This is a genomic window from Desulfoluna sp. CYM3A (assembly GCF_056829965.1).
On sequence record NZ_CP186556.1, the window covers coordinates 4,987,501 to 5,008,144 of the forward strand.

The 20,644-nt window shown below is 58.9% G+C and carries 24 protein-coding genes, 1 tRNA gene, 1 other RNA gene and 2 pseudogenes (1 of these 28 cut by a window edge); 1 reads left to right on the forward strand and 27 read right to left on the reverse strand.

Going from position 1 to position 20,644, the window contains the following annotated elements; genetic code table 11:
* From tyrS to ACOYW1_RS25300, 25 genes and pseudogenes are all read right to left on the reverse strand, one after another.
* A protein-coding gene (gene tyrS, locus ACOYW1_RS25180) for a tyrosine--tRNA ligase (protein WP_482423821.1) crosses the window boundary here: on the reverse strand, window positions 1-639 show its 5' portion. It extends 420 nt beyond the left edge of the window; only the first 639 of its 1,059 coding nucleotides appear in the window; its start codon is at window positions 637-639; its stop codon lies beyond the left edge, outside the window.
* Window positions 587-835, reverse strand: a complete 249-nt coding sequence (locus ACOYW1_RS25185; protein WP_482420209.1) for a hypothetical protein — start codon at window positions 833-835, stop codon at window positions 587-589. The genes tyrS and ACOYW1_RS25185 overlap by 53 nt, the downstream gene beginning before the upstream one ends.
* 320 nt (window positions 836-1,155) lie before the next feature.
* The gene (gene rny, locus ACOYW1_RS25190; RefSeq protein ID WP_482420210.1) at window positions 1,156-2,466 is read right to left on the reverse strand and encodes a ribonuclease Y; all 1,311 of its coding nucleotides are present in this window, start codon (window positions 2,464-2,466) and stop codon (window positions 1,156-1,158) included.
* Window positions 2,426-2,722: an Rnase Y domain-containing protein gene (locus ACOYW1_RS25195; protein WP_482420211.1), complete on the reverse strand. Its 297-nt coding sequence runs from the start codon at window positions 2,720-2,722 to the stop codon at window positions 2,426-2,428. Before ACOYW1_RS25195 ends, rny begins: the two co-directional genes overlap by 41 nt.
* Before the next feature lie 317 nt (window positions 2,723-3,039).
* Window positions 3,040-3,209: non-coding RNA, 6S RNA (ssrS, locus tag ACOYW1_RS25200), on the reverse strand.
* A 181-nt stretch (window positions 3,210-3,390) separates the two neighbouring features.
* Window positions 3,391-3,561 carry a hypothetical protein gene (locus ACOYW1_RS25205; protein WP_482420212.1) on the reverse strand — a complete coding sequence of 57 codons (171 nt, stop codon included), beginning with the start codon at window positions 3,559-3,561 and terminating at the stop codon, window positions 3,391-3,393.
* A gap of 35 nt (window positions 3,562-3,596) precedes the next feature.
* A complete protein-coding gene (gene zapB / locus ACOYW1_RS25210) occupies window positions 3,597-3,842 on the reverse strand; it encodes a cell division protein ZapB (RefSeq protein WP_180137605.1) in 246 nt (81 codons plus the stop codon).
* A 61-nt stretch (window positions 3,843-3,903) separates the two neighbouring features.
* Window positions 3,904-4,365, reverse strand: a complete 462-nt coding sequence (locus tag ACOYW1_RS25215) for a sugar phosphate nucleotidyltransferase (protein WP_482420213.1) — start codon at window positions 4,363-4,365, stop codon at window positions 3,904-3,906.
* Window positions 4,362-4,655, reverse strand: a complete 294-nt coding sequence (locus ACOYW1_RS25220; protein ID WP_482420214.1) for an NTP transferase domain-containing protein — start codon at window positions 4,653-4,655, stop codon at window positions 4,362-4,364. Before ACOYW1_RS25220 ends, ACOYW1_RS25215 begins: the two co-directional genes overlap by 4 nt.
* Window positions 4,656-4,867: 212 nt before the next feature.
* Window positions 4,868-5,275 carry a F0F1 ATP synthase subunit epsilon gene (locus tag ACOYW1_RS25225; RefSeq protein WP_180137607.1) on the reverse strand — a complete coding sequence of 136 codons (408 nt, stop codon included), beginning with the start codon at window positions 5,273-5,275 and terminating at the stop codon, window positions 4,868-4,870.
* 58 nt (window positions 5,276-5,333) lie between these two features.
* Window positions 5,334-6,751 (reverse strand): annotated as a pseudogene (atpD, locus tag ACOYW1_RS25230) (F0F1 ATP synthase subunit beta).
* 59 nt (window positions 6,752-6,810) lie between these two features.
* Window positions 6,811-7,701, reverse strand: a complete 891-nt coding sequence (gene atpG / locus ACOYW1_RS25235) for an ATP synthase F1 subunit gamma (RefSeq protein WP_482420215.1) — start codon at window positions 7,699-7,701, stop codon at window positions 6,811-6,813.
* Between the two features lie 53 nt (window positions 7,702-7,754).
* Window positions 7,755-9,270, reverse strand: a pseudogene (atpA, locus tag ACOYW1_RS25240) (F0F1 ATP synthase subunit alpha).
* The gene (gene atpH / locus ACOYW1_RS25245) at window positions 9,270-9,821 is read right to left on the reverse strand and encodes an ATP synthase F1 subunit delta (protein WP_482418275.1); all 552 of its coding nucleotides are present in this window, start codon (window positions 9,819-9,821) and stop codon (window positions 9,270-9,272) included. The pseudogene atpA and the gene atpH overlap by 1 nt, the downstream one beginning before the upstream one ends.
* On the reverse strand, window positions 9,818-10,420 hold the full coding sequence (gene atpF, locus ACOYW1_RS25250; protein ID WP_482420216.1) for a F0F1 ATP synthase subunit B: 603 nt from the start codon (window positions 10,418-10,420) through the stop codon (window positions 9,818-9,820). Before atpF ends, atpH begins: the two co-directional genes overlap by 4 nt.
* Before the next feature lie 56 nt (window positions 10,421-10,476).
* On the reverse strand, window positions 10,477-10,845 hold the full coding sequence (locus ACOYW1_RS25255) for a F0F1 ATP synthase subunit B family protein (protein WP_482420217.1): 369 nt from the start codon (window positions 10,843-10,845) through the stop codon (window positions 10,477-10,479).
* Window positions 10,846-11,236: 391 nt separating this feature from the next.
* Entirely contained in the window at window positions 11,237-12,337 is a 1,101-nt protein-coding gene (gene rodA / locus ACOYW1_RS25260) for a rod shape-determining protein RodA (protein ID WP_482420218.1), read from the reverse strand.
* Window positions 12,330-13,508: a penicillin-binding protein 2 gene (gene mrdA, locus ACOYW1_RS25265; protein ID WP_482420219.1), complete on the reverse strand. Its 1,179-nt coding sequence runs from the start codon at window positions 13,506-13,508 to the stop codon at window positions 12,330-12,332. Before mrdA ends, rodA begins: the two co-directional genes overlap by 8 nt.
* Entirely contained in the window at window positions 13,481-14,197 is a 717-nt protein-coding gene (locus tag ACOYW1_RS25270; protein ID WP_482420220.1) for a hypothetical protein, read from the reverse strand. The genes mrdA and ACOYW1_RS25270 overlap by 28 nt, the downstream gene beginning before the upstream one ends.
* A complete protein-coding gene (mreD, locus tag ACOYW1_RS25275; protein ID WP_482420221.1) occupies window positions 14,190-14,717 on the reverse strand; it encodes a rod shape-determining protein MreD in 528 nt (175 codons plus the stop codon). Before mreD ends, ACOYW1_RS25270 begins: the two co-directional genes overlap by 8 nt.
* Window positions 14,717-15,538: a rod shape-determining protein MreC gene (gene mreC, locus ACOYW1_RS25280; RefSeq protein ID WP_482418280.1), complete on the reverse strand. Its 822-nt coding sequence runs from the start codon at window positions 15,536-15,538 to the stop codon at window positions 14,717-14,719. The genes mreD and mreC overlap by 1 nt, the downstream gene beginning before the upstream one ends.
* Window positions 15,539-15,541: 3 nt before the next feature.
* Window positions 15,542-16,585, reverse strand: a complete 1,044-nt coding sequence (locus ACOYW1_RS25285; RefSeq protein ID WP_180137616.1) for a rod shape-determining protein — start codon at window positions 16,583-16,585, stop codon at window positions 15,542-15,544.
* A gap of 253 nt (window positions 16,586-16,838) precedes the next feature.
* A complete protein-coding gene (locus ACOYW1_RS25290; protein WP_482420222.1) occupies window positions 16,839-17,480 on the reverse strand; it encodes a serine hydrolase domain-containing protein in 642 nt (213 codons plus the stop codon).
* Window positions 17,450-17,944, reverse strand: a complete 495-nt coding sequence (locus ACOYW1_RS25295) for a serine hydrolase domain-containing protein (protein WP_482420223.1) — start codon at window positions 17,942-17,944, stop codon at window positions 17,450-17,452. The genes ACOYW1_RS25290 and ACOYW1_RS25295 overlap by 31 nt, the downstream gene beginning before the upstream one ends.
* Window positions 17,937-18,800, reverse strand: a complete 864-nt coding sequence (locus ACOYW1_RS25300; protein ID WP_482420224.1) for a S66 peptidase family protein — start codon at window positions 18,798-18,800, stop codon at window positions 17,937-17,939. The genes ACOYW1_RS25295 and ACOYW1_RS25300 overlap by 8 nt, the downstream gene beginning before the upstream one ends.
* Window positions 18,801-18,960: 160 nt before the next feature.
* Here ACOYW1_RS25300 and ACOYW1_RS25305 point away from each other — a divergent pair.
* Window positions 18,961-19,037: transfer RNA gene (locus tag ACOYW1_RS25305), tRNA-Pro, on the forward strand.
* A gap of 133 nt (window positions 19,038-19,170) precedes the next feature.
* Here ACOYW1_RS25305 and ACOYW1_RS25310 read toward each other — a convergent pair.
* Both ACOYW1_RS25310 and ACOYW1_RS25315 read right to left on the reverse strand, forming a co-directional pair.
* Window positions 19,171-20,070, reverse strand: coding sequence for a CBS domain-containing protein (locus ACOYW1_RS25310; RefSeq protein ID WP_482420225.1), 900 nt, complete (start codon window positions 20,068-20,070; stop codon window positions 19,171-19,173).
* Window positions 20,071-20,116: 46 nt separating this feature from the next.
* Window positions 20,117-20,644: a hypothetical protein gene (locus ACOYW1_RS25315; RefSeq protein WP_482420226.1), complete on the reverse strand. Its 528-nt coding sequence runs from the start codon at window positions 20,642-20,644 to the stop codon at window positions 20,117-20,119.

Genomic DNA, 20,644 nt, shown 5'->3' on the forward strand with positions numbered 1-20,644 from the left:
GTTGTTCAGGTCTGCGCCGGACAGGCCGGAGACAGCCCGAATCTCTTCCATGGGAAGGAAGGTAAAAAGAGCCAGGAACCGTTCCACATCCGCATCGTCCGTGTTGACCCAAAACTGATAGTAGTCGTAGGGACTCGTTCGCTCCGGATCAAGCCAGACAGCGCCCTTGTGTGTCTTGCCCATCTTGATGCCGGCCGCGGTCATGATCAGGGGAAAGGTAATCCCAAAGGCCGTCTCGCCCGCCTTGCGTCGCACCAGCTCCACACCGGCCACAATATTGCCCCACTGATCGCTGCCCCCCATCTGGAGGTAACAGTCGTGGGTTCGAGAGAGCTCGTAGAAATCGTATGCCTGGAGCAGCATGTAGTTGAACTCGATAAAGCTGAGACCCTCGTCGGAATCGATGCGTGCCCGGTAGCTCTCGGCCTTGATCATGCGGTTCACGCTGAAATGACGCCCCACATCCCTTAAAAAGGGAATGTACTCAAGCCCCGTCAGCCAGTCGGCGTTGTCCAGGAGAAACGCCTTTTCATCGGAAAAGTCGAGGAACCTTGAGAGCTGGGACCTGAGCCCTGCCTTGTTCTCTTCAATTGTCTCTTGTGGTGAGCATCTTGCGCATCTCGGTCTTCCCGCTGGGATCCCCGATCATACCGGTGCCCCCGCCCACCAGGGCAATGGGGCAATGACCGGCTCGCTGCATGTGACACAACGCCATAACCGTTACGAGGTGGCCGACATGAAGACTGGCCCCTGTGGGGTCAAAGCCGATATAGCAGCGTCTTCCAGGGGTGGAAAGATACGAAATCAGTTCCTCTTCATGGGTTGTATTATCCACAAAACCGCGCTCTCTAAGCGACTCAATGACATTCATAGCATTCTACCTCGTCTCGATTGGTTCGATACCGGCTCAGCGCAGCGAAAAGCGGTCGTTGAATACACACGCTCCGAAGCCTGAGACGGCCCATTGATATAAGGTGCCGATGGACGACACCCCAGCGTTCCCGTTCGTTTTGAAATTTAGCCGTCGTCTTCTGTTCCCCTGATACTAAAATAGCCGAACCACTAAGGCAGGGTCGAAATCATCCATACAGACAATTCCGCCCTGCCCTTAAGCGTTCGGCTTATTACGTTCTCCTTGAAATGGCCGGAGATGCCCTATTTGTTTGCATACCCCACAGCGCGGGTTTCACGAATCACCGTAACACGGATCTGCCCCGGGAAGGTCAGACTCTCTTCGATCTGCTTGGCGATGTCGCGGCTCATGACCACGGCATCTTCGTCGCGGACCACATCCCCCTCAACAATCACACGGAGCTCTCGGCCCGCCTGGATGGCGTAGGAGTTGGCCACGCCTTTGTAGCTGTTGGCGATCTTCTCCAGATCGTCCAGTCGCTTGACGTAGTTTTCCAGGAGCTCTTTTCGGGCACCGGGCCGTGCACCGGAAAGGGAGTCGGCAGCCTGGACCAGAAGGTCATAGACCGATTCGGGGGGCACGTCCTCATGGTGGGCGGCGATGCCCTGGACAATCTTGGGATTCTCCCCGTATTTCTTGGCCAGGTTGGCGCCGATAACGGCATGGGGCCCTTCCACCTCGTGGTCTACGGCTTTGCCGATATCGTGCAGCAGGCCCATGCGCTTGGCCAGCTTCACATTGAGACCCAGCTCGGCGGCCATGACCCCGCAGAGAAAGCCCACCTCCACAGAGTGCTGAAGCACATTCTGGGCATAGCTGGTGCGAAACTTCAAACGACCGAGGATGGCGATCAAGTCGTTGCTGATACCGTGGACACCCAGATCAAAGGCGGCCTGGTCACCGGCTTCCCGGATGGTCTGGTCCACTTCCTTTTCGACGGTCTTCACCACCTCTTCGATGCGCGCCGGATGGATTCTTCCGTCGTTGATCAGCTTGGTCAGGGAGAGACGGGCCACCTCACGACGCACCGGGTTGAACCCGGAGAGAATCACCGCCTCAGGGGTGTCGTCAATGATCAGGTCGATGCCGGTGGCTGCTTCCAGAGCCCGGATGTTGCGCCCTTCCCGGCCGATGATGCGCCCTTTCATCTCATCGTTGGGCAGGGGCACCACAGACACGGTACGCTCAGCCACAAAATCCCCGGCGTATCGCTGGATGGCCGTGGCGATGATTTTTTTCGCCTCTTTGTCCGCGCTCTCCTTGGCTTCACTGGTCACCCGCTTGATCATCTTGGCCCCGTCGTGGCGGGCTTCGTTCTCCATGGCATTCAAAAGGAGCCCCTTGGCCTCCTCGGAAGTCATCCCGGAGATCTTTTCAAGCTGCATTTTCTGCTCGGCAACGAGGGCGTCGCACTCCCGGTTCTTGTCGGCGAGGGTATCGGCGTCTTCGGTAAGCTGCTTGCTCCGCTGGGACAGATCGGTTTCAATGCGCTCGATCTGATCCTGCCTTCGATCAAGTTTCTCCACCTTCTGGTTGAGGCTGGCGCTCTGCAAGCCCTTTGAGTTCCAGCCGCGTCTCATTGGTTTCGGCGTCAAACTCGTTTTTCATCTTGATAAGCCGGTCCTTGGCCTCCACATTGGCTTCCATGAGAAGGTTTTCGGCCCGAAGCCCGGCGTCACGTATTATTTTCTCGGCCTCTTCTTCGGCTTCCTCTGCCCGCCTGCTGTCCACCCGACCTTTGAGCACAAAGGTGAGCGCAGCGCCGACAAGAAAACCGACGATGCCGGTTGCCATAATTTTCACTACCATTTGATTCCCCCGAGAATATATCCACCTCAGTTATGACGGAAAATCCACTGTACGGGACTCCACCAATGAGCCCTGGCTTTAGCCCAACCATAGAGGTAAAGGTCCGACCCCCAACAGACCGCAGCGGGTATCGTACGAACGGACAAAGGGATCCGACGTGTGCCATGCGACGGCTTCACAATCTTAAAAAACGGAGACAATGCCGCATCGACGCGGGGCATGATCACTTGTGATGGGGACCACTTGGCACCGTAATCGGTTTTGAGGGGTGGTGGTTGGAAGGAAGGGTCGGGCAAACGGGGAGACATTGATATGAAAATATCCCCACCCGAGTGCCGTGTTGAATTAAGGTCTTTGAACCGATTGTTCAAAGGGGAGTGTAGCTTCAGGCTTTTAGGCAGAACATGCACACCACAAACAGGAGGCTCCCGTGATATTGCCATTGGGTCAAAGGATATTACTCCGATCACGAACACAGCAGGCAATTTTTCTACTCAAATTGTATCGTATTTCGGCAATGCAGAACAGCCTTTTCTGTTGCACCATTACGTGAGCGCCCCAATTTTTCGATGAAGATAGCTGACTTCGCCAGGGAGAGTTTCTCATGAAACGCGCATGGCTCTTTTTCACCTCAGCCAACTCCTTTGCGATCTATGCGAGGATTCACGTCAAAGCTGAATGAATTTGCGGTTCTCGGTCAAAGGGCCTTTCATGCCCTCACCGGCTCGCGCCACTTCACCCATAATGCTCTCGACAATGGCCGATGCCTCGCTCGGATCAGCGTCGGTCTTGAACTTATACGTTTCCCCAAAAAGGTCGACTGTCAGTATCTCTTCCAATGAATCCGCATTCGCTTTTGTCATTCGGTTAGAGATCAGGAGTCCACATCGATGTAAGTGTTCAGGCGATCCATCAGCCCATCAATCTTTCCTCGAATGGTCTCCCGCTGTTCTGCGAAGGCTGCTTCCGACTGGGTTTTCTCCTGAAGCTGACCTTCAAGTATTTCAATCCTGCCCTTGAGCTCTGCTTTCTCTGATTTCAGGCTGTTGCAGAGTTCAATGAGAAAATCTACCTGTTCTTCTATATAATCAATTTGACCAACTATTGCTTCATCATCCAATTTAGCACCTCTCGAAATTCAAATCACTATAGTCTTCAATTTTCAATAAAGTCAAGGGAATTCATGTGGGCCGCTCTTCCAGCATTTGCCGTACGGTTTCGAGGTCATTTACGGTATTTACACCCGTCACTTCCCGGGCTGATCCCCCGGTTACGACCCCTGCGCCGGCCCCGTCCTGAACGGCTATCTCCACGATATCGGTGAGATAGTACTCCCCTTGTGCATTATCCGATTTCACTTTGTCAAGGGCAGAAAAGAGAAAGTCCGCATCCACGCAGTAGATACCGCTGTTGATCTCTTTAATGGCCTTTTCGTCAGCGCCGGCATCCTTTTCTTCCACGATGCGAAGCAGGGCCCCGTTATCGCCGGTAACCATGCGCCCGTAACCCGTCGGGTCGTCCAGGGAGACCGCCAGGACCGATACGGCCCTTCCGGCAGCTTCATGTGCCCGGACCAACTCCTTGAGGGTCTCGGGCCGGACCAGGGGCACATCCCCGCAGAGGATCACCACCTGACCGATCATCCACCCACGGCCTGCCTGGCGCACATCACGGCATGGCCCGTTCCGAGCTGCTCGTCCTGACGGGCAAAAAGCGCTGCGTGCCGCTGGGCCACAGCGGCCTTCACCGCATCGGCCTGATGCCCGACGATCACAACCACGTCGGAACCTGCGATCTCCGCAGCCGACGCCATGGCGTCGTGCGGGGTGAGACCATGGACCTCATGGAGGACCTTGGCCTTGTCCGACTTCATGCGTGTTCCCTTGCCCGCGGCAAGGACAACCACCGCTGTCTTTCCTGTGGTTTTACTCAATTTTCCCCCTTGTTGCAATAGCACCTGACCGGCATGCCAAAAAACATGGTTCCCAATTGCCTCCAAATAGACCGAAGCCTCTTTCGCACAGGGCCCATGCACCGACGACAAGGGCATGACCGGGCCGCCCCTTTGCAACTTACGCGCTGTCGTTCCTGCCCAGGCGACAAAGGAGCCGCTTTAACGGCCCATCGTCTGAACTTCCGGAGATGTTACCTGCTCTCCACCGCCTGGATGCGGTGCAGTGCCCGGGCAAGGGCCGCCTTGGCACGGGTCTCGTCAATGGTGGCCCGGTCACCGGACAACCTCTGCTCCGCCCGATTCATCGCCGACTGTGCACGCTTGAGATCAATGTCTCGACGACGCTCCGCGGACTCGGCCAGGATGGTCACCCGATCGGCCAGTGCCTCGGCGAAACCGCCGTTGATGAAGACTCCGCACTCGTTGCCTGCAGCGTCCTTGAACCGGGCCATGCCCACCTTCAGGGAGGTGAGAAACGGAGTGTGCCCGTCGAGCACACCGAACTCACCCTCCGAACCGGGGGCCATGACGATCTGTGCGTCCTCGCTGACCACACGCCGTTCCGGCGTCACGATTTCGAGTCTGATAGTGTCTGCCATATCAACCCCTCATAGGTTTGAAGGGGCAGGAATGCTCCCCTGCCCCGTTCAGATCAAATTAATCGGCCATGTCCTTGGCCTTGGCCACTGCATCTTCGATGGTCCCTACAAGGTTGAAGGCGCCTTCAGGCAACTCGTCGTGCTTGCCGTCCAGGATCTCCTTGAAGCTTCGGATGGTGTCTTCGAGCTTCACGTACTTGCCCTTGAGGCCGGTGAAGATCTCAGCCACGTGGAAGGGCTGGGAGAGGAAACGCTGAATACGGCGGGCACGGGTTACCACCACCTTGTCCTCATCGGAGAGTTCATCGATACCGAGGATGGCGATGATGTCCTGGAGTTCCTTGTACTTCTGGAGCACGGTCTGAACCTGACGGGCAACGGCGTAGTGCTCGTCGCCGATGTAGGCGGCGTCCGGATCCGGAGGGTGTCCCAGGGGGTCCACCGCAGGGTAGATACCCAGCTCGGAGATGGCTCGGGAGAGAACAACCGTGCCGTCGAGGTGGGCAAAGGTGGTGGCCGGAGCCGGGTCGGTGAGGTCGTCCGCAGGGACGTACACACACTGAACCGCGGTGATGGAGCCTTTATCCGTGGAGGTAATACGCTCCTGAAGGCCACCCATGTCCACCGCCAGGGTGGGCTGGTAACCAACCGCGCCGAAGGGCCCTGGGCGAGGAGGGCCGATCTTCGGAGCCCGCCTGGGTGAAGCGGAAGATGTTGTCAATGAAGATCAGAACGTCCTGGCCTTCCACGTCACGGAAGTACTCGGCGCAGGTCAGGGCGGAGAGGGCAACACGTGCACGAGCTCCCGGAGGTTCGGTCATCTGACCGTAGATCAGGGCGCACTTGTCGAGAACGCCGGACTCCTTCATCTCGTGGTAGAGGTCGTTGCCCTCACGGGTACGCTCACCAACGCCGGCGAACACGGAGATGCCGCCGTGCTGCATGGCGATGTTGTTAACCATTTCCATCATGATAACGGTCTTGCCAACGCCCGCACCGCCGAAGAGGCCCATCTTGCCGCCTCGGGGGAAGGGAACGAGAAGGTCGATAACCTTGACGCCCGTTTCAAGAACGGTCACCGAGGTGTCCTGCTCGGTAAACTCGGGGGCGGGACGAGCGGGCTGGAACTGGCCTCGGCTTCTTCGTGCTTACATCGCCGAGGCCGTCCACGGGGCGCCCAACAACGTTGAGGACGCGACCCAGGGAAGCCTTGCCCACGGGCATGACGATGGGGTTTCCGGTATCTTTAACGCCCATGCCGCGGACGAGGCCGTCGGTAACGTCCATGGCGATGGTACGCACCACGTTGTCGCCCAGGTGCTGGGCCACCTCAATGACGAGGTTGTCCTCTTCGTCGTTGATGGCAGGGTTGGTCAGGGTCAGGGCTGTAAGGATCGCCGGCAGTTTTCCAGGTTCAAACTCCACGTCAACAACAGGTCCCATGACCTGTGTGATTTTTCCGATATTGTCAGCCATTGAAAAGTACCTCCTATTGTACCTAAATCTATGCTGTATATGCGATAAGCGAGTTACAATCAGCCCTTCAAGGCCTCTGCACCACCGACGATATCCATAAGGTCTGCAGTAATTGCCGCTTGTCGTGCTTTGTTAAACACCCTCTGAAGATCAGTGATCATGTCGGAACACGCCTGGGTGGCGTTGTCCATGGCCGACATTCGGGCCGCATGCTCACTGGTCGACGTCTCAAGAAGACCGCGGTAAAGCTGGATATACACATTCCTTGGGAGCATCTCGCCAAGGAGCTTGTCCGCGCTGGGTTCACAGATGTGCTCTGCCTGGAACGGCTTGTCCTCGGCAGCCTCCTCTTCCACCACCTCGATGGGGGGGATGGGAAGAAGCTGCTGAACCACAGGCACCTGTTTGGCCATGCTGACAAACTCGGCATAGATCAGGTAGACTTCGTCGTACTCACCGGCGAGAAAGCCGTCAATCAGCTTCTGGCCACCGGTGGACGCGACGCCAAACCCCACCTTTGTCCCAACGACCCCGACGTACTCATCCGCCCGGGTCTGTCCCTCTTTGCGGGCCCAGTCACGGCCCCGTTTACCAAAGTTGGTGAAGGAGACCTCGGCCCCCTCCCCCACTTTCTCTTTGATCAGCTTTTCCGCTTTTTCGATGAGGTTGATGTTGAAGCCCCCACACAGCCCCCTGTCCGATGTCAGGAGTACCACGTGGACCTTCTTCACCTCCTCGCGTGCTTCAAGGAGCGGACTGGCTCCTTCACCTGCCTTCTGAGCAAGGCTTCCCAGCACCTCTGCGTATTTTTCCGCATAGGGACGGAAGGCCTCCATGGCTAACTGAGCACCACGCAAGCGGGAAGTCGCGACCATTTTCATGGCGCTGGTGATCTGCTTGGTCTTTTTGACGCCAGAGATCTTTAATTGTACTTCCTTTAACGTTGCCATATGCCATTTACCTTTACGTGTCTCAAATTAATAGATCTGCTCTTCAACGCAAGCTACTTGATGGTGTCCTTGAACTCCTCGGCGTACGCCTCGAGTGCTTTGACAATATCGGCTTCGATTTCAGAGGTAATCTTTTTGGCTTCCGCAAGGGCGGGGAGAATCTTGGGGAAACGGCCTTCCACAAAGGGGTAGAGGCCCGCTTCGTACTTGACCACCGCCTCACGGGGGTAGTCGTCGATGAACCCTTTGGTGCCTGCGTAAAGGATGAGAACCTGCTTTTCCAGGGGCAGGGGCGCGTACTGGGGCTGCTTGAGAACTTCCACAAGCCGCTGACCACGGGTGAGCTGACGCTGGGTGGAGGCGTCCAGGTCGGAACCGAAGGCGGCAAAGGCCTCGAGCTCGCGGAAGGCCGCCATGTCGAGACGCAGGGTACCGGCCACCTGCTTCATGGCCTTCTCCTGGGCCGCGCCGCCGACTCGGGAAACCGAGAGGCCGACGTCAACTGCGGGACGCATACCGGCGAAGAACATCCCCTTGTCGAGGTAGATCTGGCCGTCGGTAATGGAGATAACGTTGGTGGGGATAAAGGCGGACACGTCGCCTTCCTGGGTTTCGATGATGGGCAGGGCGGTGAGGGACCCGGCACCCAGCTCATCGGAGAGCTTGGCAGAACGTTCCAGGAGACGGGAGTGGTTGTAGAAGATGTCCCCGGGGAAAGCTTCACGTCCTGGGGGACGACGAAGCAGCAGGGAGACCTGACGATAGGCCGCGGCCTGCTTGGAGAGGTCGTCATAGATGATCAGGGAGTGCTCGCCCTTGTCGCGGAAGTACTCGCCCATGGCGCAACCGGCGTAGGGGGCAAGGAACTGAAGGGCCGCGGTGAGGGGCGCGGGCAGAGACCACGGTGGTGTACTCCATGGCACCGTGCTCTTCGAGAACCGCCACAACCTGGGCAACAGTGGACTTCTTCTGGCCACAGGCAACGTAGATACACTTCACGCCCTGGCCCTTCTGGGCAAGGATGGCGTCAACGGCGATGGCGGTCTTGCCGATCTGACGGTCGCCGATGATCAGCTCACGCTGGCCCCTGCCCACGGGGGTCATGGCGTCGATGGCCTTGATGCCGGTGTAGCAGGGCTCGTGCACGCTCTTACGATGGATAACACCGGGAGCCACCATCTCGATACGGCGGGTCTCGGCACCGTCAATGGCGCCCTTGCCGTCGATGGGCTCACCCACGGTGGTCACGACGCGCCCGAGGACGGCCTCGCCCACGGGAACCTCGGCGATACGGCCGGTACGCTTGACGGTGTCGCCCTCTTTGATGTGGGTGTCATCGCCCATAATGGCCACACCCACGTTGTCTTCTTCCAGGTTAAGGGCCAGGCCGAGAATGCCGCCGGGAAATTCCACAAGCTCCAGGGCCATCACTTTTTCCAGGCCGTAGACCCTTGCGATGCCGTCGCCCACTGAAAGAACGACGCCGGTTTCGGACAACTCGACCTTCTTGTCGAAATCCTTGATCTGCTCCTTGATTATTTGGCTTATCTCTTCAGCTTTGATTTCCATTAGACACTCTCACCCCTTTTAAAAGATTCTTTCATGTTCTGCAGCTGTGTGCGCACACTGCCGTCAAGTACAAGGTCACCTATCTTCGTTACAATGCCCCCAATCAACCCGGGGTCTTTTTCCAGATTCAAAATGACGTCCTTGCCTGTCAATGCGGAGAGGGATGCCTTGATTTTCTCCACAGCGTCTTCCGACAGATCCACGGCGGAAACCACATGGGCGTGGGCGATGCCGTTCAGCTCGTCCACCAGCTCCTGGTAGGTTTCATCGATGGAACCAAGGTAACCGAAGCGTCCCTTGTCAAACAAAAGCAGGACATAGGATGCGATGACAGGGGAGAGGCCCAGCTTCTCCACCACCACCTTCAGCACACCGCGCCTGCCGTCACATTCATAAATCGGGTTGGCGATGGCGGTGGAGAGCTCCACCTCCCGTGCAAGAAACGCCGCCACCCCGCTGAGCTGTTCACGGTAGGTCTCTGCCTGGCCGTCCTCTTTGCCGATGAGCAGCAGAGCCTTGGCATAACGCCTGGATATCGCGAAATCTTTCATTGCACCACCACCTTGTTCAGATAGTCATCCACCAGCTTTTCCTGGTCGTCGGTATTGATCTTCTCCTGGATCAGCGACTCGGCCTTTTCCAGGGCCAGGGCCATGATTTCGGCTTTGAGATCCGTACGGGCGGCCTTGAACTCATGGTCAATGTTGCGCTTGGCCTGCTCTTCGAGCTTAGCGGCGTGGAGCTTGGCCTCTTCCATGATGCGCGTGCGGGCGGCCTCCCCCTGCTCCCGGTACTGATCCAGGATCACCTCCACCTCGCTTTCGAGGGTGGCAATTCTGGTCTCATACTCGGCCAGGGTCTTTTCAGCGTCCGCCTTCTTTTGTTCCAGGGTATCCAGTTCGTCGCGAATGGAGCCGATACGCCCGGACAGGGCACTGGAGACCGGCTTGCGCAGAACAAAGAACAGGAACCCCATGAGCACAACAAAGTTGAGGACACGGGCCGTGTCCGTGGTGAGCCAGTGCTTGGCCTCGGCGGCGTGGCCGCCCCCGCTGGAGGCGAAAGCCATTCCCGCACTCAAGGTCAATGCCGCGAAAAGGCCCCAGAACAAAAGCCTGCGCCCTCCGGACGATTTCATCTCATCACGCATTACAGAGCCCTCCCCAGAATCTTTTCGCCGATTGCCTTCGCAAAATCGTCCACTTCTCATTGCCGAACTTTCCGCACTGCAACCATCTCTTGAGAAATCTTAACGCGCACGGCGGCAAGATCGTCCTGGGCACGACCGGTAATCTCGCCGATGATGCGCCGCTCTTCACGGGACGCTTCATCGATGATCGCGTCCTTGAGCTCAACGCCCTTGGCACGCCCTTCTTTGATGCCTGCTGCAAACGTCTCCTCCTTCTCGCGCACGCCCACAGATGAGGCATCAATGCTGTCATTGAGGCCGTCTATGGCCTCACGACGCTTCGCAAGAACTCCCCGGATCGGCTTATACAAGACGATATTCAAAATAAGGATCAAGAGGATGAAGTTGACAATCTGCACCAATAAGGAATAATCCACACTGACCATTGGTGACCCTCCAACAAAAGTTAATAAGAATGCCAGATAATATTCATAACAACACAGACCAAGGCTGGAGCAAGCCTTAGAAATTCCCTCATTTTAGCACCGAACCTATATCAGTTTTTCTCTTTTTATGTCAACCTGTTTTAGAAAATCTCTCCATGATTAGCAAGTGATATCAGCTTTTTCCATCTAAGCTTAACCCTTGCGAACCGCAGGCGTCAGGATTTACCAACAAGCATTATGTTGCCCCGAAGTCCACGGTCAAAAGTCACAGGAAGCTAAGCATTTCACCTGCACCTGCTCATACCACAATAAAAGAGTAAAAAGCCACCCCGGAAGGGGCCCCTTTTCCACAGATCCACCCGCCAAAAAGAGAACGAACCGCCAAGGGGCTTTATTTCTTGAAGCGACGCATGCTGACCCCCATGAGGAGACCGATGGCCATAAAGCTGGTCACCACGGAAGAGCCGCCGTAACTCACCAGTGGCAGGGGAACCCCCACCACGGGCATGAGTCCCATGACCATCCCCATGTTGATGAAGGCCTCCCAGAAGAGCATGGCCGTCACCCCCACGGCGGTGATGGTACCGAAGGTGTTCTTGCTTTTGTGGGCGATGTTGAGGCTCCAGACAAAGAGGGTGCCGTACAGGAGCACGAGAAGCACCGTACCCACAAAACCCCACTCCTCTGCCAGGACAGACAGGATAAAGTCGGTGTGCCGCTCACGAAGGAACCGCAGGGTGTTGTAGCCCTTGAGGAAGCCCTTGCCCGTGAGCATCCCGGAGCCGATGGCGATTTTGGATTGGATGATGTGATACCCCGCCCCCAAAGGATCGCGGTCGGGGTTAAGGAAGGTCAGCACGCGCTGTTTCTGGTAGGCTTTCAGGAAGAAGAGCCAGGCCGCAACGGCCAGGCCGAGCCCCGCACACACCAGCATGGTGAGGGTGCGGCGCTCGATTTTGACAAAAAGGGTCATGATCCCGGCGATCATCACAATAAGAAGGCCGGTGCCCAGATCGGGCTGAAGGTAGATCAGGAGAAAGGGCAGCAGCACAATGGCCGCTGGCTTGATGAGCTCCCGGAAACCGAGCCCCCGGGTGGTGGCGTTTCGAGCGTAAAACCGCGCCAGCATCAGGATCACGCCCACCTTGGCAAGCTCCGAGGGCTGAAGGGTCATGGGCCCCAGCACCAGCCAGCGCCGGGAGCCGCCCACCATGCGTCCCACAAAGAGCACCGCCACCAGAAGCCCCATGCAGCAGGCATAGATTCCCGGCGTCCAGCGCTCGAACTCCTTGGGGTCCACGCAAAAGGTGGCGATCATCACGCCCATGCCTGCGCCGAGCCAGACCAGCTGCTTGACGAACAGGGGCCTGAGGGAAGGATCGTTTCCCGCGTACACGGCGCTGTACAGGGCCACAAGCCCCAGGCCCGACAAGGCCAGGGTGATGAGCAGGAGCCCCCAGTCAAAATGTTCCACCACGCGTCGATCAATCACGAACAGCCTCCCCTTTTCCCAGATAAGTCTCAATCACTTTCTTGGCAATGGGGGCAGCCTTGGTGGACCCGCCTTCACCATGCTCCACGATCACCGCCACGGCGATGGTGGGGTTTTCCACCGGCGCATAGGCGACAAACCATGCATGATCCCTGAATTTTCGGATACTCTTTTTGGTACGGGAATCCCTCTTGGCCTTGCTGATGACCTGGGCGGTCCCGGTCTTCCCGGCAACGGTAACCCCTTCCACGGCGGCGACCTTTGCCGTCCCCTTCCGGTCGTTCACCGTGCCCCAGAGCCCCTTTTGAATCAAGGCCAGGGTCTTCTTACTGACAGGAAGCCGCCCGTTTTCCACCGGGTGGGTCTCCTTGACCAGGGCCCCGTCTGCGGTCTCCATTTTCCCTAAGATATACGGCCTGTAGATCACCCCGCCGTTAGCAACGGATGCGATGAGCATGGCCATTTGAATGGGAGTCACCAGGTTGTAGCTCTGGCCGATGGCCAAAGAGAGTGTCTCCCCGCTGTGCCAGCTCTCATGGAGCTTGCGGCGCTTCCACTCCGCCGTGGGGATCAAACCGGCCCGTTCGTTGTCCAGGTCCACCCCCGTGGGCTTGCCCAGACCGCACGCCCGGGCGTAAAAGGCCAGACGGTCTACCCCGAGTTTTTCCCCCACCTCATAGAAGTAGACATCACAGGATTGGGCAAGGGAATCCACAAGGTTGATGGAGCCGTGGCCCGCCCGCTTCCAGCACCGGTAGACACGGTCCCCGAAGGCATGGCTCCCGGAGCAGAAAAAGTGGGTGTTCTCATCCACCACCTTCTCTTCCAGGGCGGCAATGGAAGAGACGATCTTGTAAATAGAGGCAGGGGGGTACAACGCCTGGGTGGCCTTGTTCTCCATGGGCCGTCCCGGATCGTTCTGAAGGGAGTTCCACTTGGCATACGACAGGCCACTCACAAAATCGTTGGGATCAAAGGCAGGGCTGCTGGCCATGGCCAACACAGCCCCGTTGCGGGGATCCAGGGCAACCACGGACCCCACATCCCCCTTGAGCAGCGCTTCGGACTTTTTCTGAAGCTCTGTATTAATGGTCAGAAAAATATTCTTTCCCGGGTCCGCCTCCACACGCTTGAGCTCCCGAATCACCCGTCCCCGTGCGTCCACCTCCACCTGTCGCCCGCCTGCCGCCGGGGCTCCATCACCTTTTCGATGCCGAACTTGCCGATGAAATCCCCGCCGGATGCCTCCGGGTGCTTGCCGCTGGAGAGCTCGCGGGCGTTGATCTCCCCTAAGTAGCCCAGAAGATGGGCCGCCATGCCCGGGTTGAGATAAAAGCGCTTGGGCCGGACCTTCACCTTCACACCGGGCAGATCAAAACTGTTCACCTCCACCGGCGCCAGGGCATCCCGGCCGATGTCCCGCTTGAGAACCACCTGCCGGGACGAATTATCTCCCCCCTTCTTGGCAATCTTGGCCGCCATCTCCTCCACGTCGATCCCCGTAAACTCCGACAGGAGTTCCAGGGTCTCGGAAACGGGCTGGGCATCCCGGGGCACGATGATCAGGTCAAAGGCCGGCCGGTTGTCCACCAGGAGACTGCCCTGGCTGTCGTAAATCAACCCTCGGGACGGAGGAAGGCTCTGAAGACGGATGCGGTTGTTGGTGGAGAGTTCGCGATAGACCTGACCATTGATGATCTGAAGGTAGAAAAGGCGGACAAGGATAACGGCAAAGGCGATAAAGATGAGAAGCATCGTCCCTTTGAGGCGGTTGTTGAACCACTCCCCGTCAGGACTGTTGAGGTACCCCTCCGAGCCTCCGGCCCTTTCGGTGTTTCGCTTTCGGGGTAAATCAGACACCCTTGCCTCCTTCCAGGCGACAAACAATCTCACGGGCCAGAGCCCCGCCCAGGCGATACCCCAGGGCCATGAGCACATAGACCACAGGCCCCAGAATCGCACCCCAGAGAAGTTGCCTGCCCCCCTGCTCCACAGCCCACACCATGGTGGAGGTAGCGGTTCCGGATACGCTGAGCACAAGAAGGGCCACGAGATTCTCCAGAACGATCCCGGCCAGAACAGCGAGATAAATAAGGATACGGCTGTAGACGTGCAGGACCTGAATGGCGACCTGAAGAGTAAAAAACAGCCAGAAGTAGCTGGTAAGATAAAAGCCGAAGGGGCTCCCCGACAACCCGTCCACGAGAACCCCCGTCACCAGGACCACCACCCCGCCCTGGATCCTGGGCAGGGCAAGGGCCGTAAAGACCACCTGCACCACCAGCAAATCAAAGGGCGGACGCATGGACATCTGGGGCAACAGGGCCGTCTGGATGAGGATCAGCAAGATGGACACCAGGGTGTATCCGATGACTGCCATCACTCCTCCGCTTCGGGGCTCATGATGACAAGCACCTCTTCCAGGGTCTCAAAATTAACCGAAGGGGCCACGGCCACATCCTGAAAGATACCGGAGACCCCTTTGCGCACCTCGCTGACGGTTCCGATGAAAAACCCTTTCGGGAACACCCCGTCCAGCCCCGAAGAGACAATCCGCTGGCCGGGCTTGATGGTGTCGTTCCGGTTGGCGTAGGCAAACCGGCACTCACCGGCCCCGCCCCCTTTAAGAATCCCGCGGACCCTGGTGTCCTGGACCAGGGCGTCCACGGAGCTGTTGCGATCGGTGACGAGAAGCACCTTGGCATAACGACGGGAAGCCTCAATGACCTGCCCCACAATGCCGTCGGGGACCACCACGGGCTGCCCTTTGGCCACGCCGTTTTCCGTGCCTTTGTCGATGATGAGGGTGCGATACCAGAGGGAGGCATCCTTGCCCGTAACCATGGCAGCCACCATGTTGCGGGCTTTGGCCTCTTTAAAGGAGAGGAGGCCGCGCATTCTCCCGTTGAGCAGCTTGAGTTCGTTGTACCCGTTGAGCTGCTCCCGGAGCTGCGCCACCTCTCTGCGAAGGGCCTCATTCTCCTCGGCGGTGGAGACGAGGTTGAAGTACCCGTACCAGATGGAACGGATCCACCCGAGGGATGCGGTCAGGCCTTTTTGAAAGGGGGCCGTCAGGTGCAACGCAATGGGCGCTGCACCTCCGGCAGAATCGGGACGGCTGCTAGAAACGGTCAGAGCGGCAATGTTGAGCAGAAGCAGCACCAAAACCGCCACAACCAGTACCATACGCCGAGAAAACATAGGCTACCTGATGACCACCTGCCGTAAAATTTCGATGCTGTCCAGGGACATGCCCGCCCCCTTGGCCACGGTGGAGAGGGGATCCTCTGCCACGGTAATGGGAAGGCCGGTGTTCTCCTTGAGAAGCTTGTCGAGGTTCTTCAAGAGGCCACCGCCGCCGGTGAGCACAATGCCCCGGTCCACGATGTCCGCGGCCAGTTCGGGAGGAGTCTGCTCAAGGGCGATCTTCACGCACTCCACGATGGCGTCGATCTGTTCGCTGATGGCCTGGCGAATCTCTTCGGAGTCGATAGCCAGGATCTTGGGAATCCCGGAGACCAGGTCACGGCCCTTCACTTCGATGGTTTCGATGTGCTCGGTGTCGGGGTAGGCGTTGCCGATGGTGGTCTTGATCACCTCGGCGGTACGCTCGCCGATGAGAAGGTTGTAGCGTCGCTTGATGTACTGCATGATCGCTTCGTCGATGCGATCGCCGGCCACCCGCAGGGAGCGGGAATAGACAATACCGGCCAAGGAGATCACCGCCACCTCCGTTGTACCCCCGCCGATATCCACCACCATGTTACAGGTGGGCTCGGTAATGGGAAGGCCCGCGCCGATGGCAGCCGCCATGGGCTCCTCCAGGAGAAAGACCTCACGTGCCCCTGCCGACTCGGCAGACTCTTTGACCGCGCGTTTCTCCACCTGGGTAATACCGGAGGGAACGGCGATGATGATGCGGGGGCGGACAAATTTCTGGCGGTTGTTGTGCACCTTCTTGATAAAGTGGCTGAGCATCGCTTCGGTCACTTCAAAGTCGGCGATCACCCCGTCGCGCATGGGGCGGATGGCCACAATGTTTCCCGGCGTTCGACCGAGCATGTTCTTGGCCTCGAGGCCCACGGCCAATACCTTGTTCTTGGATCTGTTGTCGGTGCGAACAGCCACCACGGACGGTTCGCTGAGCACAATGCCCTTGCCTTTCACATAGACAAGGGTGTTGGCCGTTCCCAGGTCAATGGCCAGGTCACTGGAAAAAACTCCCAGCAGCGAGTCAAGAAGGTTCATAGTCAGCCTTTGTTTCCGATAGTAAGTAATGGCCTTTGACAACAGGAATCCCTGTGCCGTCGACATCGTCTCCGCGACGGTCGGGGCCTGTTTCCTGAAGTCGTCGTTACATGAATCGATTGCACACATCCCCGTCCGAAAGAGGGCTTCACCGAAGCTGTCTTCTCCCGTGGGGCGTGTCCCGGGGCCATCAGGACAAAAAAAACGCAATAATCAACCTTCACCGCTATCAGAAATCATGCTTCTTGACAACTTAAAAAGCGGGACCGGAGCAGTGCGGCGCCCCCGTTGCGAAGACGCCGCGACAAACCGTTTCCATAACGATATCATGAACCTCCGGACGAAACACGCGAATCGCTGTGTTTTCCCGGGATGGGTGCACGCGATTGGTGAGCAGCACAACCACCACGCCCCGGTTCGGGTCGACCCAAAACGAGGTCCCGGTAAAGCCCAGGTGCCCCACGCTCCCCGTGGAAAAATAGCGCCCGCTTGCCGACCCCTGGGCCGACGGCAGGTCAAAGCCCAGCCCCCGTCCACGCCCTCGGGATTCCCGGAAAAAAGCGGTGACCACATCCCGGCTGAAGGGCGAGCCCGCCACCCCGTCCCTGTGGTGGGATGCCAGGTGCCACACAAGGCGTCCCACGTCCCGGGCCGTGCCGAAAAGCCCGGCATGAAGAGCAACGCCCCCCATGGCCCAGGCGTTGTCGTCGTGGACTTCTCCGCAGAGGGTTTTGTGCCGCCAGGGACAGGCTTCGGTGGCAGCCACCGCCCTGCCCTCGGGCAGGTCCGGGGCGTACATCACATCGCGAAGCCCCAGGGGACCACGCACCTTCGCCTCAAAGAGGTGCCGCACATCCGTGCCCGTCACGGCCTCCACCACCGCCTTGAGCACCATGAATCCGATATCGCTGTAACAGACCCTCTCCCCGGCCGGTGCCTCAAGGGAGCACCCTTGAAGAAGCGCCCGAAGCCCCTTGCCCTCTTGGGCGGCATGCTCACCAGGGTTTCGTAAAGGGGCATCCAGGCCGGCAGACCCGAGGAGTGGTCCAGAAGGTGTCGAAGGGTCACCGCCTCCCTACCGCCCCCTGTGAACCAGGGCAGGTAACGGCTCACCGGAGCCTCAATCTCCAGAATCCCTTCGGCCACCAGCACCATGGCAAGTGTGGCCCCAGCCAGGGGCTTGGTGAGGGATGCCAGGTCAAACAACGTGTCGGGGGTCACCTCGGGCCCTCCGGTCCAGAGGGTTCCGGCACACGATTCCCCCACCACCTCTCCGCCCACCATGGCCAGGAGTTGCCCCCCGGGAAAAACACCGGAGGCCACCCCGTCCGCCATCTTTTGCGCCAGGGCCTCACACATAACGAAACCCCGATTCAGACGAGAGAACCACCTGCTCCCCGAAGACCAGGGGAAAGTTTGTGGGGCCGTGGCCAAAGCGCCCCCCGGTCACCACCGGAATCCCCAAGGGGGCAAACACATCCCGAAGGACCGCCTCAGGCGCCCCTTTTTCTCCGCAATGCAAAAATTCTCCCACCAACACCCCCTGCACCCCGTCAAAAACGCCTGAGAGACGCATCTGGGTCAAGGCACGATCCAGGCGGTACGGGGCTTCATGAACATCTTCAAGGGCAAGGACGCACCCTGAAAAATCGGGTTGAAACGGGGTGCCGCAAAGATGGGCCAGGGTGGCCAGGTTGCCCCCGGTGAGCACCCCTTCTGCGTCTCCGGCCACCAGAGCGCCCCAGGCATCGCCCAAAGGATCGGGACGGACACCGGAGCGGAAGAGCCCCTCCAATGCATCCAGGGTCTCCGGGCAGGCCATGGCCAGCCCCTGAACCGTGGGGCCGTGGATCACCCGCCGCCCCAGCCCCACGAGCCGTACCAGAAACGCCGTGGTATCGCTGAAGCCCATGAGTGGCGGGAGCTCCAGCAGCTCCTCGTCTGTCAATTCAGCCAGAAGCCGCATGGCGCCGTACCCTCCGCGGGCAGCCACCAGAAGGTCGGGACACGCCTGGGCCATACGAAGCAGAGAGGCCCTTCGCACGGCCTCACTCCCGGCAAGGTAGCCCATGGCATCCCCCACGGCCGTGTCCACGGCCACGTCCCATCCGGCCGCCCTGAGGACTGCCATCCCCTTTTCCAGTTTTACGGGGTCCACAACCCCGGACGGGGCCACCACCCCGATCCGCGCATCTTGTCCAAATGGAAATATCATCCGGCCGCCTTTCGCCAACACATTGATTTTACGCACACCTTCCATGGCGACATTCCACAGCCACCCTCGCGTTTGGGGCCATTATGGGGTCGGGTCGATTTTTTGTCAAAGAGTGCTTGACATCCCTTGGGGCATGGGGGTATAACCCTCCTGTTTTTGGCGGGGCGTAGCGCAGCCTGGTAGCGCACTTGACTGGGGGTCAAGGGGTCGGAAGTTCGAATCTTCTCGCCCCGACCAAAACACAAAAGCAAAAAATACAAAGGACCTGATCGATTTCGATCAGGTCCTTTTTTTTTGGTTTTTTGGTAACTATTCAGCGCCAAAAAACAGCCTCCGGCGGCAAGGTGTGCCACCTTGAAGAAGGCAATACTCACCCTTCCGAGGCAACCCTCTCGATCTCAAAGAAGAGCTCCTCCTCCCGGATAATCCCCTGGCACTGCCCCCAGGCCATGACAGCCAGCCTGCGTTGCCGCAGGGACGCCATCATGTAGGCAGCCTCCATGAGGTTGGCCTCGATATCCACTTCCGGCGGTGCTTCGGTCATCACATCCGAGACCTTGCGCGCCATGAGCTTTTTCGCCTCGGAGGTAAAGAGCCCCTTCCAGAACATGGGAGAGTACCGGATGGTGGAGGCCGTGCTGGGAAGGTCGGCATGAATATAAGCGGGCAGCAGGGATTCCATGAGGCCCCTTACGGAGATCACCCCCTTGACCTCACCGTCGGCGAGCACCAGCAGGGACCGCTGGCCCGACTCAATGAGGGAGCCGGACAGGGTCCGGGGCGAAAAGGAGGCCCGCAAGGCCCGAACCGCGTACTCCACGGTCTGATTGGGCCGGGCCGTTTCATACTCTGCCAGGGGAATCATCACCTCCCCGACGGTCTTTTCCTCATCGGAGTCCATTCCGTGCCCTCGCCCGGCTTCGTAAATCTTGGTGGACAAAAGATCAATGTCGCAGGGTTTTGCCAGAAAATCATAGGCCCCTGCGGCCAGGGCCTCCTCGGCGGATTCCCCGGTGCCGTGGCCGGTGAGCATGATCACCGGGACCTTGGGCTTGCGGGCCTTGATCAGGCCCAGGGCCGTGAGCCCGTCCATGCCGGCCATGCGGATATCCAGCACCACCACGTCCGGCGCCTTGTCGAGGCGTTCCAGGGCCGCCTCCCCCGATTCCGCGGAAATCACCTCAAAGCCCCGGCGTTCCAGGACCTTTTGCGTGGCCACGCGAAAGCGTTCCTCATCATCCACTATCATCACACGTATCTTTGTACTCATCGTTGTCTTCTCCTTTCACGTCAATCAAATGCTGTGCACCGACACCTCACACGCCCTGCAGCATGAAAATCCCCTTGAACAGAGCCACCAGGGCCACAAGAATGAGCCCCACCGCGGCAAAGGCGCGTCGGCCGCTCATCCCTCCGAGTTCCCGGAAACCGATCCCGATGACGCCCCATTTCCAGGGCTCCGTGAACCAGAAGGCCCCGGGAATCCATGAGACAAGCAGGGTCACCCCAAAGCCGTAAGCCACACAGGGCGCCACAACGGCCAGGCCGGACCGGCGAGCCCCCACCACCTTCAGGGCCACCAAGCCCAGAAGGGAGGAGAGCAGGGCCATGCCCAGGGCGTTGGCCGCCGACACCGTGGCCAGGACCGCCCGGCCACTGCCCGGCACCAGCATGCCCGTCATCAGGCCGTGGAGCACCACCGCTGCGGACAAGCCCCACAGCAGCCGGTGCAAGGTTCCCCGGGCGGCCAGGGCGCCATAGACCCGGGAGGGCGACAGCAGCACGGCCGTCACCCCGATCTTCTCCACGGTGGGGGTCGGGCCCCGTTTCAGGTCAGCATCCAT

What these genes read in the sequence shown, in the direction of transcription:
- atpG (WP_482420215.1), bottom strand. Translation starts at nt 7,701, where the DNA reads ATGGCAACGTTAAAGGAAGTACAATTAAAGATCTCTGGCGTCAAAAAG.
- ACOYW1_RS25285 (WP_180137616.1), bottom strand. Translation starts at nt 16,585, where the DNA reads ATGAACCTTCTTGACTCGCTGCTGGGAGTTTTTTCCAGTGACCTGGCC.
- ACOYW1_RS25300 (WP_482420224.1), bottom strand. Translation starts at nt 18,800, where the DNA reads ATGATATTTCCATTTGGACAAGATGCGCGGATCGGGGTGGTGGCCCCG.
- atpH (WP_482418275.1), bottom strand. Translation starts at nt 9,821, where the DNA reads ATGAAAGATTTCGCGATATCCAGGCGTTATGCCAAGGCTCTGCTGCTC.
- ACOYW1_RS25255 (WP_482420217.1), bottom strand. Translation starts at nt 10,845, where the DNA reads ATGGTCAGTGTGGATTATTCCTTATTGGTGCAGATTGTCAACTTCATC.
- ACOYW1_RS25195 (WP_482420211.1), bottom strand. Translation starts at nt 2,722, where the DNA reads ATGGTAGTGAAAATTATGGCAACCGGCATCGTCGGTTTTCTTGTCGGC.
- ACOYW1_RS25215 (WP_482420213.1), bottom strand. Translation starts at nt 4,365, where the DNA reads ATGATCGGTCAGGTGGTGATCCTCTGCGGGGATGTGCCCCTGGTCCGG.
- ACOYW1_RS25310 (WP_482420225.1), bottom strand. Translation starts at nt 20,070, where the DNA reads ATGAGTACAAAGATACGTGTGATGATAGTGGATGATGAGGAACGCTTT.
- ACOYW1_RS25225 (WP_180137607.1), bottom strand. Translation starts at nt 5,275, where the DNA reads ATGGCAGACACTATCAGACTCGAAATCGTGACGCCGGAACGGCGTGTG.
- ACOYW1_RS25295 (WP_482420223.1), bottom strand. Translation starts at nt 17,944, where the DNA reads ATGTGTGAGGCCCTGGCGCAAAAGATGGCGGACGGGGTGGCCTCCGGT.
- atpF (WP_482420216.1), bottom strand. Translation starts at nt 10,420, where the DNA reads ATGCGTGATGAGATGAAATCGTCCGGAGGGCGCAGGCTTTTGTTCTGG.
- mreD (WP_482420221.1), bottom strand. Translation starts at nt 14,717, where the DNA reads ATGGCAGTCATCGGATACACCCTGGTGTCCATCTTGCTGATCCTCATC.
- ACOYW1_RS25290 (WP_482420222.1), bottom strand. Translation starts at nt 17,480, where the DNA reads ATGGTGCTCAAGGCGGTGGTGGAGGCCGTGACGGGCACGGATGTGCGG.
- mreC (WP_482418280.1), bottom strand. Translation starts at nt 15,538, where the DNA reads ATGTTTTCTCGGCGTATGGTACTGGTTGTGGCGGTTTTGGTGCTGCTT.
- ACOYW1_RS25315 (WP_482420226.1), bottom strand. Translation starts at nt 20,644, where the DNA reads ATGGATGCTGACCTGAAACGGGGCCCGACCCCCACCGTGGAGAAGATC.